The following is an 18,298-nucleotide window of genomic DNA, read 5'->3' as shown; positions in this document are numbered from 1 at the left end:
ACTACGAATGCTGGATAACCCGGCCGAAACCCCATTCTACGCTCACTTGCTCTAAGCTATCGCATGTATATTATAACCTCAAAAGAAGATATCAATCAATTTTCTAGTTTATGGAATCGAATATATGATGCTCCAATGGCTATAAAATCAAAATCCCGCACGGACGATGACGATCTTCGGCAATTCGGCAGCGCTGTTTGCAGCCATCGTGCGATCGTCCAGCACAAAAATCCGAACATCATGGACGGACGACGATGGCATCTCGGCCCCATCCGAGGCACCGGACCATCCGCAGCGCGTGTCCTGGAAACTGGCAAAAATCCACTATAGAGCCGCCCCAAACACAACGCCTGGTTTGATATAGGTTAATATTGACTTTTTCTCCTAATGGATACAGTTTTTTGTCAAATACAATTTGGCAGTAATCAATAAACGGCAAAATGCTCGATCCGGATCGTGGAGGGGCTTCGAAGCGCGATCAGAACCGACTGGTCACTTCGTCGCCTGAAATCAGCATCGCGGATCCGCTCCAGGACACGATCGAGGGAAACATCGCAGCCGGCAGGAGCCGGGATATCGATCGCGACAGGCGAGAATTCGTTCGAGGGCAGGCCATGCATACGATCTCTACCGATGGGTTCACGCGTCCCAGTCACGTCGACGCCGGGGTGGCGCCGATGCTGCAATGGTTGAAGATCAGCGCGCTGACGATCGACCCGAGCTACCAGCGCCCGATCATCGGTGTGGGTCGCAGGAACGTCGAACGCATTGCCAGCATGTTCTCGTGGTGCTGCTTCACCCCCGTGGTCGTCTCCCCCGTCGAAGGCGGCCGCTTCGCGATCATCGACGGGCAGCATCGCACCACGGCGGCGCTGCTCGTCGGGTACGACGAGGTGCCCTGCCAGATCGTGATCGCCGCGCGTGAGCAGCAGGCAGCGGCGTTCAAGGCGATCAACTGCGTCACCACGCCGATCGCCCGCGTCGCGGTCCACGCCGCCGCCCTGGTCGCCGGCGAAACCTGGGCCGTCCAGGTCGCCGACGTCTGCGCCCGGGCGGACGCCACGCTGCTCCGCTATCCGCTGCCGATCAGCAAGCAGGCCGCCGGCCAGACCATGGCGGTCGGCGCGATCAAGCAATGCATCAAGCGGCACGGCCAGAACACCGTCATCACCGCCCTGCAATGCGTGATCGAGACCGGCAACAACAAGCCCGGGATGCTGAATGCCCGCATGATCAAGGCCCTGTGCGCGGCGATCGACCGGCATCAGGACTGGCGCGACGGCGGCCTCGCCCTGTTCGACGCGTTCGACCAGATCGATCTCGCGCGCCTGCAGGCCCGCTGCGACGACGGCTCGGCCACCGGAAGCGACCTCGTGCAGAGAATGGCCGAGGTGATCGCGGTCGAGCTGTCGGCCCTGATGCCGGTCACGCGCGAGCATCGGCCCGTGCGCTGGGACGCGCCGCGCCCCAAGCTCGAGGTCGTCAACCTCTGAGCGCGGTGCATCGCGTTGAGACCGCCTCGCCACGTCGGCCCCCCTGCGACCCGGCCACAGTTCGCGCGCGCGGGCGGCGTGTGACGGGTCGAGCGCGATCCTGCCTGCCGACGTCGTGATCGAGCCACGGCGGAGGCACGACAATGCCGTCCGGGGCCGCTCGCGTTGCCCGGCGACCGAACGCCTGCGCCGGAGAATCGACAACGGGCCGACGGTACCAAGCCGCCGAATGCCGCTCGCACGCCCCGCCATCGTCACGTGCGCCGCGATGCACATCCTTCGAAACCGGGCGATCGAAGGGATGGGATCCACCTGCACCTCCGCATCGGCACGGAACGAGCGGGACGCATGCGATACGCGCCCATCCGATCGAGATCGGATGCGCGCGGGTTCGGAACGAGGGCTCCTCGGTCGCGGCGTCAGACGAAGAACAGGTCGTGGACGATTCCCTTCAGATGGGCGTCGTTCGCCCAGTTCGAGGCGCCGACGAGATCGCTGGCGCGAGCCACGTCGTCCGGCACCTCGCCCTGCCCCTGTGCCAGCAGCGTACCGTTCTTGAACAGTTGCATCAGGCCGTGGCTGTCCACGCCGGCGTGCCAGGTCGCCGTCTCTCCCTCGACGATCGCGTCCGCGGCGGCGATCCGGTGTGCGACGCCCTTGTCGAAGATCTCGAACGCCATGGTGTCGGACTGCCCGACCTGCCCCAGCCAGATGTTGTCCGTCCCCGCGCCGTTGCCGGTGTCGAACACGCGCTGGAAGCCGCCCGCATCGAGGTCGTCGAAGCGTACGGTCGCGTAGGCGTCGAACGCGCCGTGGATCTCGGGAATTGCGTTGTGGGCCTGGACCTCGAGATGGTTCACGCTGCCGACCAAAGGGGTATCGCTGGCATAGTTGGACGCGCCGATCAGGCTGTGGCCCCGCACCACGTCCGACGGCACCGCGCCCTCGCCCTGCGTGAGCAGCACGCCGTCCTTGTAGATGCGCATGACGCCGCCCTCGTCGACGCTCGCCTGCCACAGCGCGGTTTCGCTCTGGGTGATCGCATGCTTGGCGACCAGCCGGTGTTTGATGCCGTCCTCGATGATCTCGAACGCCATGTCGGCGCCGTTCCCGACCTGGCCCATCCAGATGTTGTTCGTGTCCGCGCCGCTGCCGGTGTCGAAGATCCGCTGGTACCAGCCGTGTCCGAGATCATCGAAGCGCGCCTCGGCGCTGACCGAGAAAGCGCCTTCGGCATGATTCAGTTCGCTGTAGGCATGGACGTCGACCTTGCCGGCACTGCCGAGCAGCGGCGCATCACTCGCCCAGTTGGACTTGCCGACCAACTCGCTGGTGCGCACGACATCGGCGGGAACGACCCCGTGCCCTTCGGCGAGCAGGACGCCGTCCTTATAGAGCTTCATCACGCCGGTCTCGTCGACGCTCGTCGTCCAGTGCGCGTCCTGCCCGGCGACGATCGCGTCCTTGGCGGTGATCCTGTGATCCTCGCCGTCGCGCCAGATCGAGAACACCATGTCGGTGCTGTCGGCGCGCTGGCCCAGGAACACGTTGTCCCGCTCGGGGCCGTTGCCGAAGTCGAACACGGGCTGCCACGCGCCGCCGGCCGGATCGTCGAACCGGGCGACGACGTCCGCCACGAAGGCGCCATGGATGTCCGCCGGATTCTGGGCCACGGTGACGTCGAGCACCTTGCCGATCAGCGGCGTGTCCCAGCCCCAGTTGGATTTGCCGACCAGTTCGCTGGCGCGCACGACGTCGGCGGGGACGACACCCTGACCCTGCGCCACCAGCGTGCCGTTCTTCGACAGGAGCATCGTGCCGCCGTCGTCGACCGCGACCTTCCACGTCGCCGTCTCGCCCGCAACGATCGCGTTCGCGGCGGTGATGCTGTAGGGCCGGCCGTCGCGCCAGATCGCGAACATCATGTCGGTGCTGTCGGCGCGCTGGCCCAGGAACACGTTGTCCTGCCCGGGGCCGTTGCCGAAGTCGAACACGCGCTGCCACGTGCCGCCGGCGGGATCGTCGAACCGGGCCTGGGCGGTGGCGGTGAAGGCGCCGTGAATGTCGGCGGCCAGCACGGCCGGAATGACGGTTTCCTGCTGCCCGACGCCTCCGCGCGCGCGCAACGCAGCCATCAGGTCGGCGACCGCGACCGTGCCGTCGTCGAACGACAGCATCTCGATGCCGCTGAGCGTATCCGTGCCGGTCGCCGCGCCGCGGATCGAGAAGCCGGCGTTCAACGCGGCGGGATTCCAGATCACGGTGTAATCCGCGCGGTTGCCCGCGTACACCGCCGTGTCGAAGCCCGTGCCGCCGACGAGCGCGTCGTCGCCGCCATTGCCGGTCAGCTTGTCGTCGCCGGCGCCGCCATCGAGCCGGTTGGCGCCATCGTTGCCGATCAGGATGTCGGCCGCGTGGCCGCCGACCGCGTTCTCGATCGTGACGCCGTTGGCGATGGTGAAGCCGCCGGTGAACGTCTCGGACGTGCTCACCCAGCCGCCGCCGCCGATCTCCTCCTTCAGCGTCGCGGCGCGCAGATCGATCTTGGAACGGGCGTCGCCGACGTACGCGATCGAGTCGATGCCGCCGGTATCCCAGATCGTCGTATATCCGTGGTTGAAGTCGACGTCGTCGCCGAAGCGATAGACGGTGTCGCCGGTGGCGTTTTCGGACCGGCCGTACATGGCCTGCAGCGCTGCGATGTCGATCGCAGCATAAGAGCCGGGCTGGGCGTTGAGCGGCGTTCCGTAATCGACCCAGGGTGTGAACGGGTTGTCCTCGCCCAGGAATGGCGAGGTGTAGGTCATCACAGAGTACAGCTGAGAATTCAGCTGATGCCTGCCGGGATCGCCCGCCCAGGTCGCGCCATCCAGGACATTTCCGAAATCGAGGTCGTGAGTGTGCTTGAGGCCCAGGGCATGGCCGGTCTCGTGGAACCATGTTTCCAAGTAGGTGCCCAGCCGCACCGCCGCGGCCGATCCGGCCACATTGGCGTTGATGCCGATGACGCTGTCGGCGCTGGTCACGCCCACCCACGGCAGCACCGATTCGCCGCCGCCGCCTTCCTCGAGCCTGAAGCTCAGATTGCCGCCCCATGCGACCTCGGTGAAGCGCAAGGCGGTGAAGCTTTCGATATTTGCGATGATCTCGCGATAGAACGGCTTCCAGTCGCCCTCGTCCATGTCCGGGACGCCGTTGCCGTTGATGTCGCTGTAGGCGAAGCTGTAGGTCAGGTCCGGTCCGATCCAGGCTCGCCCGACGTTCAGGCTGTCGATCACCGGATTGCCAAAATACCAGATGCCCGTCGTCTGCTCGGCCATGCTTCGCCCCCCGATATGCGCGCGTCCGCCGATCGCAGATCCGGCGCGCGATGCCGTCAGGTTTATTTTCCGAGGTTCGAACAAGCCGTTAACAGCCTCGCTCGATTCTTCGCAGATCGTACTTTTGCGGCTCGCGCCCGTTACGCCGGCGCGCAGTCCTTACACCGAGTTAATACTGAAAATATCCAGAGAACGAAGGCAATGATACAGTATATCTGCTTCGATCTATACATAAGAAATTATGCCGATCTTGAAGCGCCTAACAGACCCGTCAGATCTGGTTGCGGGTCATGAGGCTTGCGGCGAGGGCGGTGAAGGCGTCGTGGATGTCGGCGCGTCGCTTGGAGCGGACGGGCAGGCGACGGAAGCGGTCGAACCCGGCATGGGTCCGCTCCACGACCCAGCGGTGGCGACTGCGCTTCCCACGGCTCGTCGCAATCGCGAACGCCTCGCCATGCCACGCGCCCTGCGCCGCAACCGCATCGTCGCCGGCACGCCGTTCGAAGGAGGAGCGGTTCTCGGCTGACGCGCACACCGAGCGCCCCCGGGCGCCGATGCCGCTGTTCGCCACGGCCCGTGCTCTCGACCCCGTCCGCGGCGTCGGTCGTCGAAGCGGTGCCTCGCGTCATGCCCACGATGCCGGACGGTCCGCACGTCCGCACTCAGATGACGATGCCGCTTCCAGAGGCGTCCCGCTTTTGGGATAGATCGGGCCGTGCACGTCGCCTTCGCGACCGTCCGGATGGATCGCTCGGCGATCCCGCGCCCGGATGGCGCAGCGCGTGCCTGGGACGGGGGACGACGATGGACGAACTCAACGGCCGGGTTCTCGGGCTGCAGATCCTGCTCACCGGCGTCATCGCCCGGATGGCGAGCGAGAACCGCTACCCGGTCGGCTTCCTCTCGGATTTTCGCGACGAGATCCGCGCCGTGGTGAGCGGCATCCGGATCACCGGGGCGGAGGACGAGGGCCACGTGCGAGCGACGGCGCTCCACGCGATCGACGAGCTGTTCTCGCTGATGAAGCCGCCGAGCCAGGATTGAACGGGTCCTGCGGTCCGGAATCGCCGGCGCAGGCAGGGCGGACCGCGCCGCATCGATGTCCGCCGGACGCGGCGGCGCCCGCGATGGGCGCGCTTTAATCCGAGCCGCGACGCGATCGGTGTGAATTGTGTCTCCCCAGCAACACGCGGGGCGGGACGAGAAGGTCTTAGCGATGCCTTGGACCTATTCCAATTCGGAAATCGGACCCAACGGCCTGCTGGGAATGGTCATTCCGGGGAACTCGTCGGCATCCCATCCATCAAACTGGAATAGTTCCGATCTCCGATCGGGCCGATGATCGTCGTTCGGCCTCGGAAATCAGCCATAGTTTGGTTCTGTTCCAACATTCGTTCGTTGACGGAAGATCTTTCCCAAGCCCTTTGAGGCCATCGCATCGCCCGACGACTGGCGCTGCGGGTGCCGGGGGGGTCGGAAGATCGTGCAGAGCTCATCTCGTATTCCAAAGTCGCTGCGTCCTGCTGCCGATGGGCGTTACGCGAAGCTCAAGGAGCAGAAGGGCGTCATCGGCGTCGCCTGCGCCGTCGCGGTCGGCAGCGCCGAGGCGCAGCAGGGGCCTGCATCCGCCCTGCCGCCCCTGAACATCGACGCCCCGATCACGCGGCAGCGCCCGCCCGCTCCGAAGCCCGGCCCGACCCAGGTCAAGGCACGCACGGCCCTGCGCCGTGCGGTGCGGGCCCGCCGTGTGGCGGCACCTCCGGTCGCGGCGCCCGCAATCGGCGCCGCCGCGACCGGCGCCGGCCCGCCGATCCTGGCCCGGGGCGACATCAGCGGCAATCCGTATGCGGACCCGGCCGCGCCCTACAAGGCGGACCGCCTGTCCTCGAACCGCTTCACGCAGCCGATCCTCGACACGCCGAAGTCGATCACCGTCGTCACGCGGGAGGTGATCGACGACAAGAACGCGACCAGCTTCCGCGACATCCTGCGGACCACCGCCGGCGTGACGCTCGGTTCCGGCGAGGGCGGCAACGCCTTCGGCGACCGCTTCTTCATCCGCGGCTTCGATGCGCGCAACGACGTGTTCATCGACGGCATCCGCGACCCGTCGGTCAGCGTGCGCGAGAACTTCTTCACCGAGCAGGTCGAGATCCTGCGCGGCCCGGCCTCGTCCTTCGCCGGCCGCGGCACGGCGGGCGGCGCGGTGAACGTCGTCACCAAGCAGGCCACCACGGCGGGCGACTTCTACAACACCGAGAGCCAGGTCGGCAGCGACAGCCGCGGCCGCGTCACGCTCGACTTCAACCAGGTGATCAGCCCGGCGCTCGCGGTCCGCATCGGCGGCCTGTACCAGGAATCCGGCGTCGCCGGGCGGCGGTTCGTGACCGACGACCGCGACGGCGCGGCGCTCGCCGTGACGCTGAAGCCGGCCGACGACTGGAAGTTCACCGCCAACTACGTCCACACCGACCTGAACGGCTTGCCCGATTTCGGCGTGCCCTTCAACGCCCTGTCGCGGCGGCCCTTCACCGAAAGCATCGTGCCGCGCGACACCTATTACGGGTTGGTCAACCGCGATTTCCAGCACGTCCAGCAGGATACCGGGACGCTGACCGCGGAATGGTCGCCGACCGAATGGGTCACGCTCAGCAACCGGTTCCGGGCCGCGCACTCGGTGCTCGACTACGTCGGCACGCTGCCGGAGGCCCCGGTGATCCCGGCCAACCGCAACCTCTACGGCACGACGCTCAGCCTCAACCCGCAGAGCCGCTACCAGACGGTCGACGTCACGGCCGACATCTCCGACGCGACCTTCCGCTTCGACACCGGCCCGATCAAGCACACCCTGGTCCTCGGCACCGAGTTCAGCCGCGAGGAGGTGAGCCGCCAGGGCTATACAGGCCTGACCTCGGAATTGTTCTCGGGCAACTTCAGCGGCAACGGGACGCTTCGCGGCATCAACATCCTCACCCCGCCCAACACGCTGCCGTTCTCGACCCGGCCGACCAAGGCCGGCAACCCGACGGTCATCCCGGTCGACACGAAGGCCGGATACCTGATCGAGACGATGAACCTCAGCGATCTCGTGCTGCTCAACGGCGGGGTGCGCTTCGACGACTACGCGATCACCTCGTCGAACGACACCAGCTCGGTGTCGGCCCATTCCGGAAACCTGAACTACAACATCGGGCTGACCCTGAAGCCGACCTCGACCGTGAGCGTCTACGCCGCGCACGCGACCTCGTCGAACCCGGTCGGCGCGGAGCTCGACGCGTCGAGCTCCCTCTACGGCGGCCTCAATCCCGCCTTCGCCGGCAACCAGATCCTGCCGCCGGAGCAGAACACGGCCGACGAGATCGGGGTCAAGTCCGAGCTGTTCGACCGCCGCCTGCTCGCCACCGCGGCCCTGTTCAACACCGTCAAGGACAATGCGCGCGAGACGATCGGCAGCGGCACCAACGCGGTGATCTCGGCGACCGGCGCGTACCGGGTGCGCGGCCTCGACCTCGAGCTGGCCGGCAGGGTCAGCGACCGGCTCAGCCTGTTCGGCGGCTACGTCATCATGGACACGCGGGTGACGCAGTCCGCGATCCCGCAGAACGTCGGCAGCCGGCTGGCCAACATCGCCAACCGCTCCTTCAGCATGCTGGCGAAGTACCAGCTGTCCCCGATGTTCGAGGTCGGCGCGCAGGTGGTCAACAACTCGCGGGTGGCGGGCGGCACCCTGGCGGCCAACGCCAACGTCCTGCCCTCGTACTGGCGCTTCGACGCCTTCCTCGAGGCGAAGGTGAACGAGAACCTGACGGTGAAGCTCTACGGCGCCAACCTCACGGACCGGCGCATCTACGACGCGCTGTACCAAAGCAACGTGCCGTTCACGCAGCTTCAGCCCGGCCGCACCATCTCGCTGATCGCGCAGACGCGGTTCTGAGCGATGCTGGTCTGCATTCCCGAGGTGCTGAGCAAGGCCGAGGTCGCGGAGTTCCGCGCGATCATGGACGCGGCGGAGTGGGAGGACGGCCGGTCCACGGCCGGCTCGCAGTCCGCCCTGGTCAAGCGCAACGAGCAGCTGCCGCCCAACGGCGCGGTCGCGCGGCGCCTTGGCGAGCGCATCGTCGGCGCGCTCCTGGCCGACCCGCTCTTCGTCTCGGCCGCGATCCCGCTGCACATCTTCCCGCCGCTGTTCAACCGCTACGGCGAGGGGCACCATTTCGGCGTGCACGTCGACAACGCCGTGCGCGGCGACCCGATGACGGGCCTGCGCATCCGCACCGATCTCTCGGTCACGCTCTTCCTCGCCGAGCCCGACACCTACGACGGCGGCGAGCTCATCGCGGAGGATTACTACGGCTCGCAGGAGGTGAAGCTGCCGGCGGGCGACCTCGTGCTCTACCCGGCATCGAGCCTCCACATGGTCACGCCGGTGACGCGGGGCACGCGGGTCGCCTCGTTCTTCTGGCTGCAGAGCATGATCCGCAGCCCGCAGGCGCGCAGCCTGATCTACGACCTCGACACCTCCATTCAGGGGCTCGTCGGGGAGCTGGGCCGCGACCACGCCGAGGTGGTGCGGCTCACGGGCATCTACCACAACCTGATCCGGACCTGGGCCGAGACATGACCGATCATCGACCCCGCCGGCGATCCGCGATCCGCGCGATCGCCCTCGCCCCCCTGCTCTGGCTGGCGCCGGCGCAGGCGCAGCAGCCGGGCGCCGTCCCGCCGCCGGCGATCGCCGCGCCGGCCGCACCCGCGCCGGCGAAGCCCGCGCGGCCGACCGAGGTCGAGGTCGGCGGCCCTGCCCGTGCGCCGCTGGCTGCCGAAGCGCCGCCGGCGCCGGAGCCGGGCCCGCGAAGGGCGATTTCCGCCTCGGCCCCCGGCGGCCACGAGCTGTCGCCGTGGTCGATGTTCCTGAACGCCGACATCCTGGTGAAGGTGGTGATGAGCGGGCTGGCGCTCGCCTCGGTCGTCACCTGGACGATCCTCGTGGCGAAGACGATCGAGCTCGGCCTCGCCCGCCGAAGCCTCGTGCGGGCGCTCGGCCGCGTCGCCGAGACCGGTTCGCTGGCCGAGGCCGAGCGGGCGCTCGGCGGGGGCGGCACGATCCTCGACCGCCTCGTCGGCACGGTCGCGAACGAGGTGCGGATCTCCAAGGGCCATGCGGAGGGCATCAAGGAGCGGGCAGTCTCGCGCTGCTCCGAGCTGGTGAAGGCGGAAGGCCGCCTCGCCCGCCGCGGCATGGGCGCGCTCGCCACGATCGGCGCGATCTCGCCCTTCGTCGGCCTGTTCGGCACCGTCTGGGGCATCATGAACAGCTTCATCGGGATCTCGCGGGCGCAGACCACAAACCTCGCGGTGGTCGCGCCCGGCATCGCGGAGGCGCTGCTGGCCACCGCCATCGGCCTCGCCGCCGCGATCCCTGCGGTGATCATCTACAACCACTTCGCCCGGGCGACCCGGAGCTACGGCGACCTGGTCCAGCGCGCCTCCGGCACGGCGATGCGGCTGCTGTCGCGCGAGCTCGAGCGCGGCGAGGTCGAGCGCCATGCGCCGCTGGCGCAGGCGGCCGAGTGAGCGGGGGGCCCTGAACCATGGCGATCTCACTCGGTGGCGACGAGGACGGCGACGAGTTCGGCGAGGCGCACGAGATCAACGTGACGCCGTTCATCGACGTGATGCTCGTGCTGCTGATCATCTTCATGATCGCGGCACCGCTCTCGACGGTCGACCTGCCGATCGACCTCCCCTCCTCCAGCGCGGTTCCGCAGAAGCGACCGGACAAGCCGACCTACGTGACGATCAAGGCCGACCTCGCGGTCGCGGTCGGCGAGACGCCGGTGCGGCGCGTGGACCTCGCGCAGGCCCTCGACGCGCAGGCCGATCCGAGCCGGGAACGGCGCATCTTCCTGCGCGCGGACCGCGCGGTCCCCTACGGCGAGATGATGGACGTCCTCGAGATTCTCCGCGCCGGCGGCTACCTCAAGGTCGCGCTCGTCGCGCTCGAAGGTCCGCCCGCGGATGCGTCGGGGTCGGGGCCGGCGCCACGGGCGCCATGACGGGCAGGATCGGCAGAGCACACGCGCTCGGGGCTTCCGGCACGGCGCGCCTCGGCTGGCCGCTCTGGTTGGCCGCGGGCGCGTTCGTGCTCGCGCTGCATGCCGGCGGCGGCCTGCTCGCGCTCGGCTCCGCGGAGCCAGACGAGGCCGACGACCTCGGCGCCGCCGCCTTGGAGGTCGGCCTGGAGATGACGGCGCCGCGGCGCGAGCTCTCGGACCTGCCGCCCGGGCCGGAAGCCGACGACGCAGCTGCCTCGCCGGCCGTCGTCCAGCAGAAGGCCGTCGACGACCCGACCGAGCTGCCGAAGGCCGTGCCGACCGAGACGGAGGATCCCGACCGGATCGTCTCGCCGGAGGCGCCCCTCAAGCCGCAGGAGGACGAGAGCAAGGTCAAGGTCGCCGAGACCAGCCCGTCGGCGGAGTCGGTCGCGTCCGAGGCCGCCGCCGCGCCGACCTCCGAGACGGTCAAGGAGGCTGCGATCGCGACCGCGCCCGTCCTCGGCACCGGCGAGAGCGCCCGCCGCGTCCGCACGACGTGGCAGAAGCAGCTCATGGCCCATCTCGACCGGCACAAGCGCTACCCGGGCGGCGCCACGCATCCGACCGGCGAGGTGCTCGTGAGCTTCCTCCTCGACCGCGTCGGCCACGTGGTCTCGGCGACGGTGCTGAAGGGGTCCGGCGACGGCGCGCTCGATCAGGCCGCCCTGACGATGATGCACCGATCCGATCCGGTTCCGCCGCCACCGCCGCTCGTGGCGGACGAGGGGCTGACCTTCACGATCCCGGTGGTGTTTCGGGCCAAGCCGAAAGGCAAGTGAGACGGCCGCGTCCCGTGCCGACGACACCGGAGATCGCGCGGCCCGATCCCAGCGCGCAGGGGTGCTGAAACGCAAAAATCCCGCCCCGGGTCTCCGGGTACGGGATGCGAACCTAAACGCTGTTCGATCTCAACGGCTGTTTAGGATTGGTGCCCAGGAAAGGATTGGGCATACGCAAAACTAATTCGTTTCGAATCAATGCGTTAGCGAACCTCGCCAAGACCGCTGTGTACCACGCCTGTGTGGTGGCTTTCAACCGCAGCCCGTCTCCAGAACGCTCCGACATCCCGCAGCCAAAAAGCCTCCGATCGCTGCTCGCTCCCACGTCATTTCGCCATATGGAGACACGCCAGGCCCCTCACGGGCTCCGAGCCTCCACCGCTAGTCAGGCGGGATGGGGACCGCCGGATCAAACGCCGAAGGGCATCGGTACTCAAGGGTAGTCTGAGTCTCCAGGCTGCTCAGGAGGGGGGAACGGTAAGCATCCAAGCCCCCTGGACGATGCCTGCTCCAAGGGTCCGGAGAGTAGGGTCCGTCCGCGTTGGCTGCTCGGTGAGCGGGAAGCGGTGAGTAAAGGCCGACAGCCCAACCCCGGCCTGCCTGTTACAAGGTTTCATCTCCGGCCCCGGCTCCGACGGCCTCCCGCATGGGGGATCTGACGATCGCCAGCTTCTGCCGGGTCACCGGCGAAGCTGTGCCCTTCGGGCACAACAGCCCGCTCGGGCCTCCCACCCCTCCGGGGTAGAAAACAAGCGAGATATCCTAGATGAGATCTCTCCATACAGGGAAGGATCATAGGAGGATTAAGGGACGCGGGTACACGCCCTAACCGACAAGTCCTGCTTGAATATAGGCTATTCCGGCGAGCCTATCCGTTTCCCCCTGAATAGGCTCCGTTTCTTCATCTGAGGCCAGCGTCGTACCAGTCGTGAGGCGCGCTTCGATTTTCTGTCCTTCGCAAATTGCTCGGAAAGTCCGCTTCGCGGCGGTTTGATAGACGATGACCTAGGATCTGTTTGGGTGGTTTTGGGACTGTCCGCTTCCGGAGGGCAATGCCTTGAAGCGGACGCCGCCACTCAGCCAGCTGAAGACCCTTTGCCAAATTTTGATGAACCGCCTACAGCGTTTAACATGCATGGTGGCGAGGAATTCTGCCGGGCAGATACCCGACAAATTTGCGAACCACGTCTTTTTTCAGGACTACCCTAGCCATCAATATAGCTGAGGCGAGTTGTTTTAAAAATGGGAATGCGCCTTAAAGAAGAATGTGGGCAGCCGCCTATTGAGGAGGCACATGCAGCTGGGTTGGGTAGAGCATTAGTTGACGCTTCGTCGTTAGACGAGCTTAGAAATATCTACTTCATTGGTAATTTTTCTGGCAGAATAAATTTTTTTGCCCAACAGACACGGGCGCTAAATCTGATCTGGGCTTTGCTCGAAAGGGGCGAAATCAAGCCGTATGACCGTGTTGCCGTGATTGGCGGTGGGCTAGCCGGCGTTACGGCAGCAGTCGCCCTTCTTAACAAACAAGTTCAGGTTTCTTTGTTTGAGAAACAGAACAACCTTTTTCATTTTCAACGGCAAACCATTATCCGACATGTCCATCCTACGGTAAACTTCTGGCCGGAAATGGATTTGATACCAAGTACATCATTTCCGTTTTTAAATTGGTGCGAGAACACACCGGCAAAAATTATTGGATCAATTACTGCAGAGATTAGGGATTACTTCTCAGACATTCCGATCCATCTTCGTACAACCGTCAAGGGTATCGAAAAGAGCGTGGATGGTTTAACTCTGCGGACCGGGCGAACAAAGACGTCTGGGCCCTTCACGGCTGTCCTAGTTGCCTGCGGCTTCGGTCTAGAGTCGCCCTTCAAGGGGAGTCCACATGGCATCGCCCATTCATACTGGGAGAACGAAGGCCTCCTGCCGTTTGACTTAGCCGGCATCAAGCCAGCAATCTTCATTAGCGGCAACGGAGACGGGGCCCTAATTGAGGTAATTCGAGGATCTCTGAATAACTTCGAAGAGGGACGCGAGATTATCGAACTCGCGAAGATACTTGATAGAAACGCTGTTAAGGGTGACATCGTTAAGCTGTCTAAAACGGAGAGTACGAGACCTTCGGAATATTGGGCAAGCGATGAGCCGTACCGGGCTTATTTGGCCTTGCCGGTACCTGCAGCCTTCCAAAGGCGACTGAAAGATAATTTAACTACAGGTTACACTATTTTTTTCAACACACGGGCACCTGGAAAATTCAGCGCTGCGTCGGCGATTATCCATCGCATCATCGTTGCCAACCTTATTAGTCTTAAGAGGGTGAACTGTGTTGTTGGTGATCTTAAGACAGTCGATTGGTCAACCCGGCCCGTGAAGGTCACAGCCAAGCACAAGGACGAGAACGAATGGAAGGGATCTGCAAGTCGCGTTTTGATACGGCACGGGGCTGCTAGAAGCCTTGACTGGATCCTCGACAAGCAACAACAAGGACGTCTTGCCGAGCGTCAGAAACAGCAATTTGCCAATTCACTGACAAGACATTGGGGCAGCGAGTACTACAATGACGCTGAGCGGTTTCCGCCCTTTGATAGTCCTGAATACATCAATCGGTACCTTCCTAGAGTTCGCGAATATCTTTCAGGCAAGTGCGACGTTCAAAGTGTTGCGGTCGGGCAGAAATCTGGCAAGCATGCCTACCAAGTATATTGCGAGTCAGCAAAAGCGGTGGCTGCCTTGCCAAAGCAAGTCTTCGGCGTCGCGGTTTTTGGGCAAGTGAAACTTGCTGATGTCACCGCTTATGCAAGGACCGTCGACATGAGCGCAGTGGGGCATGACATGAGCCTTCGACCTGGCGTTTCGGTGACAATAGTTGACAAGGAAATCAGCAAGGGTGAGGGCAGTGGAAATCTTTACTGCACGTTACCATGCTTTGTCACAGCAAAAGGCGTTTCCACCGGGATAATTGCGCCGCTTCATAGCTCCGGCTTTTTCAAGTCTCAGGGTGAAACTGACATCAATCGACTGATTATGCTGTCTGCACAAGATAGACTTATTGCAACATTAGTTCAAGGTTCGAATATTTCTCGCCGCGTAGGCGATGGTGCCCATACTCCAGAATTTGGGCTCTTCAAGCTTAAGAAGGGAGTTAACTTTAAGACTACTCCTAACGCAGCACCAAAGTGGATTCGAGCGGCAGCTCGGGAGGAATTTTTTGACCTGCTTGGAACCGAAGTTATCAAAATAGGCGCAACTTCGGGGCTTACGAAAGGTAGGCTCGACGTAGTCGAATTAGATAACCTATCAATTCGTTATAGTCATGGCGAGATGGTCACGTTCAATGGATTGTTCGGTGTGAAGGGTTACGGGGATGAGCCGTTCTCCCTTCCGGGCGACTCTGGATCTATTATTATGACTCCGGATGGTCTTTTACTGGGTCTTGTGGTGGCTGGCGCGCCCCGATCGAACCTCACATTTGGTGTAGTGCTTAGTCAACTGCTTGGTGAATTCTCATGCCAACTGCTTGTAAAACGGGGCGATAGACAATCGCCTAATCAGAAAACTGAAGGCACTTCCCTGGATGGCTTTCGAGACCAAATATTCATTAGTGCGGCATCTAAGGATCGTTTATGGTCCAGCCGACTGGAGCAAAGATTGCGGCCTTTAACTTACGCAAATCAGATAAATATTTTTCGCGCTCACCACATGAGCGCTGGTACAGATTGGAAAGCCTCAATTCAGCAACACCTCGAGCGAACTCGCATCGCGATAATGATGATATCGCCCGACTACCTCACTTCTGATTCTACTCGCCGCGAGATGGAGGTGATCGCCGAGCGCGCGAAGCGCGGCGATTGCCAAGTGTTGGCGGTGATGCTGAAACCTACTGAGCTCTATAAGCAGTTCGTACCAATGTTTCAGTTTGTGATCCCGCCGGAACGACCGCTGTCCAGCATGGCGCCGGCCGAACTGGATGACGCGCTGAGCCGGATCGCGCGCAATGTGGCGCAGGCGTCGGCACCTTAGTTGAGGAAGATCACTCCGAGACATAGGCAAGTGTACTTGGAGGTGATTTTTCGCTAACAACAGCTTCAACCTTGAGTCAAGAGGTTCAGCTATCAGTCAAACTTAGCTTCTGAGCAGAACGCCAAAGGTCGCTTGCCACTCTGAACCGCCCTTCCCCGCCGCGGACATATGACCGCTTTTGATAGGCCACGACGATCGTCAGCATGACCGCCCTGGGTCGAAGGCAGAACGTCCGCTTCCATTCAGAAGGTTAAGGTCCTATTGCCACTCTTCTCGGAGCTGACGCTATAGTACCCTTTTTCAGGACGCCGGTACTCACGCGTCGACCGGCATCTTAAGAGCTTGCTGCATCGGATGGCCGGATCACGGCGTATCCGAAAACCTATTCTTTCTGGAATGAGAACGCAGCCGGCCCTTCCATTTCTCGGGCCAGCCGCTCCGTTTCTCAACGACGCTCAGACGTTCTCAGATCACCAGCGTCTTCAGCAGTTCCTCGGTCCGTCGCCTGTTCTCGTCCCGCTGCGACCACTGGTAGTATCGATCGTCGAACAGCTCGTAGAAATTCATCGCGCCATTGCGCAACGCATTACTCGGCAGACCCGTTTCAGCCCGTAGTTGGGTTTGCCTCAGCTGTTGCAGCGCTCGCGACACCCCGAACCGCTGCGTGCGGACCATACCCTGCGGGTCCATCCGGCGCATCGCCGCGATCTCCTTCAGCGGCACGAAGTGCCCCGGTCGCGCCGGATCGTTCAGCGCGGTAGTCGGTCTGATCCCCTTCATCATGTACCGGAACCAGAACCACTGAGGGCAAAACGCCTTGTCGTGACGGCCCTTAACCAGCACCGTCTTCTCGCCCGGTACCCTTATCACTGGGCGCTCAGCGACCGTCTCAACGCACTCGTCGATGGCTCGCTTCACCCAGTCCCGGTGCGCCTCCGGCACATGGGCCAGCAGATGCGCGTGCAGTCCACGCTTCTCGCTGCGCTCTAGAACCCACAGCCACGCCACCGGCAGATCACGCTTCACGAGGCGCTTACGGAGCAGTTCCCGGAAGCGCCTATCCGCCTGCGCCACCGCGAAGTCGCCCGTGATGCCGACGCTCGCCCAAACGATCGTCGTCCACGTGTTCAGGACGAGCCCCACGCAGTTCGCGAACGCGACCGCGCCGTAGCCCAGATCGAAGCGATCCGCGGTGAGATACTCGCTGGTGCCCCGGTACTCCCAGACGACCTCGTAGTCACGCTGCGTCGCTCCCCGCACGGCCTGCGCGACCCGCACGTTCGGGTCCGTGAAATCGCCGGGGATCCACTCCGTCTCGCCCCCCTCTCCGAGATCGTAACCGCCGTCGATCAGGAAGCGCAGATGCGCCTCCTGACCTGACCGGTATTTTGGACCGAGCCAATTGAGAGGCTACTGCATGGTGGCGGCCATGGGTAGCCGGAAGGCCAGACCCGGGTAGCTGACGGGCGCGGGCGGCCGATAGCCCAGCGACGAATGCGGTCGAACGCGGTTGTAGGTGGTTTGCCAGAGACCGATCACGATCTGCGCCTCCTTCAGCGAGTAGAAGATCTCCTGGCGTAGGCACTCGTCGCGCAGCTTGCCGTTAAAGCTCTCGCAGTAGCCATTCTCCCACGGGGATCCTGGCGCGATGTACTGGATCTGTGAGCCAGCTTTGGCGACCCATTTGCGCAACGCCTTGGAGATCATCTCTGGGCCATTGTCGCAGCGAATGTGCTCCGGGATGCCGTGCAGGCACATCGCGTCGGCCAGCGCCTCGATCACGCCGACGCTGTTGATGCGCCGCGCCACCTTCAGCGCGAGGCAGGCACGGCTGTGCTCGTCAATCAGCGTTAGGATGCGCAGAGAGCGCCCATCGTGCGTCTGGGCTTGCACGAAGTCGAAGCTCCAGACGTGATTGCGATGAAGCGGTCGTAGCCGCACGCAGGAGCCGTCGTTCAGCCACAAGCGGCTGCGGGGTCTATGTCGGCTGGGGACCTTCAGCCCCTCGCGACGCCAGATGCGCTGAACCCGGTCTTTGCCTACCTGCCAGCCGGCTGCCTGTAGCAGCGCGGTGACTCGGCGGTAGCCGTAGCGTCCGTACTCGGACGCCAGGGCGATCATGGCCTGGGTCAGTGCATCCTCGTCGGCCAGCACGGTAGGCACGTAGCGTTGCGTGCCGCGGTGCTGACCGACGATCCGGCAGGCGTGACGTTCCGAGAGGCCGTACTTCTCGCGGATGCCGTTCACCGCCTGCCTGCGTCGCTCGGGGGCTACAAGTTTCCCGAGGCGACGTCCGCCAGCACCTGCTTCTCTAGAGAAAGGTCGGCGACGAGCCGGCGCAGACGAGCGTTCTCGCGCTCCAGATCCTTCATCTTCCTGGCTTGATCGACCTGAAGGCCGCCGTACTCCTTGCGCCAGCGGTAGTAACTCTGCTCGGAGATCTCCGCCTCCCTGCATGCAAGGGCCAAACTCTTGCCCTGGGCCGTCTGCACCTCAATCTGACGCAGCTTGAGCACGACCTGCTCCGCGTTCGTCTTCTGGCCTCGCCGCATGTCCAACTCCTTTGGTCCTGGCTGATCCTC

Annotated in this window: 11 protein-coding genes and 1 pseudogene; 8 read left to right on the top strand and 4 right to left on the bottom strand. The window is 63.9% G+C overall.

The window, feature by feature from the left end:
* Nucleotides 1-440: 440 nt before the first annotated feature.
* Nucleotides 441-1,493 carry a ParB N-terminal domain-containing protein gene (locus ACFZ8E_RS05895; protein WP_405042307.1) on the top strand — a complete coding sequence of 351 codons (1,053 nt, stop codon included), beginning with the start codon at nt 441-443 and terminating at the stop codon, nt 1,491-1,493.
* Nucleotides 1,494-1,912: 419 nt separating this feature from the next.
* Here ACFZ8E_RS05895 and ACFZ8E_RS05890 read toward each other — a convergent pair whose 3' ends face one another.
* On the bottom strand, nt 1,913-4,813 hold the full coding sequence (locus tag ACFZ8E_RS05890) for a M10 family metallopeptidase C-terminal domain-containing protein (RefSeq protein ID WP_405042306.1): 2,901 nt from the start codon (nt 4,811-4,813) through the stop codon (nt 1,913-1,915).
* A gap of 271 nt (nt 4,814-5,084) precedes the next feature.
* Nucleotides 5,085-5,228: pseudogene (locus tag ACFZ8E_RS05885) on the bottom strand (IS5/IS1182 family transposase); the annotation flags it as partial.
* A gap of 389 nt (nt 5,229-5,617) precedes the next feature.
* Between ACFZ8E_RS05885 and ACFZ8E_RS05880 the strand changes: the two are divergent.
* The 7 genes from ACFZ8E_RS05880 to ACFZ8E_RS05850 all read left to right on the top strand — a co-directional run bounded on the left by ACFZ8E_RS05880 (nt 5,618) and on the right by ACFZ8E_RS05850 (nt 15,716).
* Entirely contained in the window at nt 5,618-5,857 is a 240-nt protein-coding gene (locus tag ACFZ8E_RS05880; protein WP_147727275.1) for a hypothetical protein, read from the top strand.
* A 439-nt stretch (nt 5,858-6,296) separates the two neighbouring features.
* Nucleotides 6,297-8,747 (top strand): TonB-dependent receptor, encoded by a 2,451-nt coding sequence (locus tag ACFZ8E_RS05875; protein WP_405042305.1) that lies wholly within the window; start codon nt 6,297-6,299, stop codon nt 8,745-8,747.
* 3 nt (nt 8,748-8,750) lie between these two features.
* Nucleotides 8,751-9,434: a Fe2+-dependent dioxygenase gene (locus tag ACFZ8E_RS05870; RefSeq protein WP_405042304.1), complete on the top strand. Its 684-nt coding sequence runs from the start codon at nt 8,751-8,753 to the stop codon at nt 9,432-9,434.
* Nucleotides 9,431-10,387 carry a tonB-system energizer ExbB gene (gene exbB / locus ACFZ8E_RS05865; RefSeq protein WP_405042303.1) on the top strand — a complete coding sequence of 319 codons (957 nt, stop codon included), beginning with the start codon at nt 9,431-9,433 and terminating at the stop codon, nt 10,385-10,387. Before ACFZ8E_RS05870 ends, exbB begins: the two co-directional genes overlap by 4 nt.
* Before the next feature lie 17 nt (nt 10,388-10,404).
* Entirely contained in the window at nt 10,405-10,869 is a 465-nt protein-coding gene (gene exbD, locus ACFZ8E_RS05860; RefSeq protein WP_405042302.1) for a TonB system transport protein ExbD, read from the top strand.
* Nucleotides 10,866-11,687, top strand: coding sequence for an energy transducer TonB (locus tag ACFZ8E_RS05855; RefSeq protein WP_405042301.1), 822 nt, complete (start codon nt 10,866-10,868; stop codon nt 11,685-11,687). The genes exbD and ACFZ8E_RS05855 overlap by 4 nt, the downstream gene beginning before the upstream one ends.
* A 1,242-nt stretch (nt 11,688-12,929) precedes the next feature.
* Nucleotides 12,930-15,716 carry a TIR domain-containing protein gene (locus ACFZ8E_RS05850; RefSeq protein WP_405042300.1) on the top strand — a complete coding sequence of 929 codons (2,787 nt, stop codon included), beginning with the start codon at nt 12,930-12,932 and terminating at the stop codon, nt 15,714-15,716.
* Nucleotides 15,717-16,181: 465 nt separating this feature from the next.
* On the opposite strand, the gene ACFZ8E_RS05845 is transcribed toward ACFZ8E_RS05850, so the two are convergent.
* Nucleotides 16,182-16,994 (bottom strand): hypothetical protein, encoded by an 813-nt coding sequence (locus tag ACFZ8E_RS05845; protein WP_405042298.1) that lies wholly within the window; start codon nt 16,992-16,994, stop codon nt 16,182-16,184.
* Between the two features lie 132 nt (nt 16,995-17,126).
* Nucleotides 17,127-18,268 (bottom strand): IS3 family transposase gene (locus ACFZ8E_RS05840; protein WP_405042273.1). Its coding sequence is split into 2 segments (ribosomal slippage): nt 17,127-18,001 and nt 18,001-18,268, totalling 1,143 coding nucleotides; the frame shifts between segments, so codons are not numbered across the junction.
* Between the last annotated feature and the right edge of the window lie 30 nt (nt 18,269-18,298).

It is taken from the genome of Methylobacterium sp. HMF5984, assembly GCF_045033435.1.
Lineage (GTDB): Bacteria > Pseudomonadota > Alphaproteobacteria > Rhizobiales > Beijerinckiaceae > Methylobacterium.
The sequence above is the reverse complement of the archived record's forward strand: the minus strand, read 5'-3'. Positions and strand labels throughout refer to the sequence as shown.